Origin of the sequence: Wolbachia endosymbiont of Glossina morsitans morsitans, assembly GCF_000689175.1 — a bacterium.
In the GTDB taxonomy this organism is placed as follows: domain Bacteria; phylum Pseudomonadota; class Alphaproteobacteria; order Rickettsiales; family Anaplasmataceae; genus Wolbachia; species Wolbachia pipientis.
The window spans coordinates 1-335 of the sequence record NZ_AWUH01000167.1 but is presented as its reverse complement, the minus strand read 5'-3'; the positions used below and the strand labels follow the sequence as shown (position 1 = coordinate 335).

The following is a 335-nucleotide window of genomic DNA, read 5'->3' as shown; positions in this document are numbered from 1 at the left end:
CAAAATATTTAGATTTAGATGAATTTAAACCTAGGGTGGAGTTATTCATTTTTTGGGAGATGCCACGAACAGCAAGGTCAGAATTACGCAGTTTCATATGCAACAGCATCTGAAATTTTTGACCCTATTTTTTCTTATTTCTTCAATAAATTTCGTTTAGCTAACCAGCTAGATGCGGTAATTAAACATCATCCAGATATAGGTAAAGAAGATTTATTTTGCATCATAATCGGCGGAAATGATGTTATGGTTGCCACTGCTTATAACGATACTAAAGCGGAAGAAGTGTTGGAACAAGCAGTGAGTGAAATATGTAATGCACTTAAGGTTCTAAA

The 335-nt window shown here is 34.3% G+C and carries 1 pseudogene; it reads left to right on the top strand.

From position 1 onward, the window contains the following. Positions 1-18: 18 nt before the first annotated feature. A pseudogene (locus WGMM_RS04150) lies at positions 19-335 on the top strand (SGNH/GDSL hydrolase family protein); the annotation flags it as partial.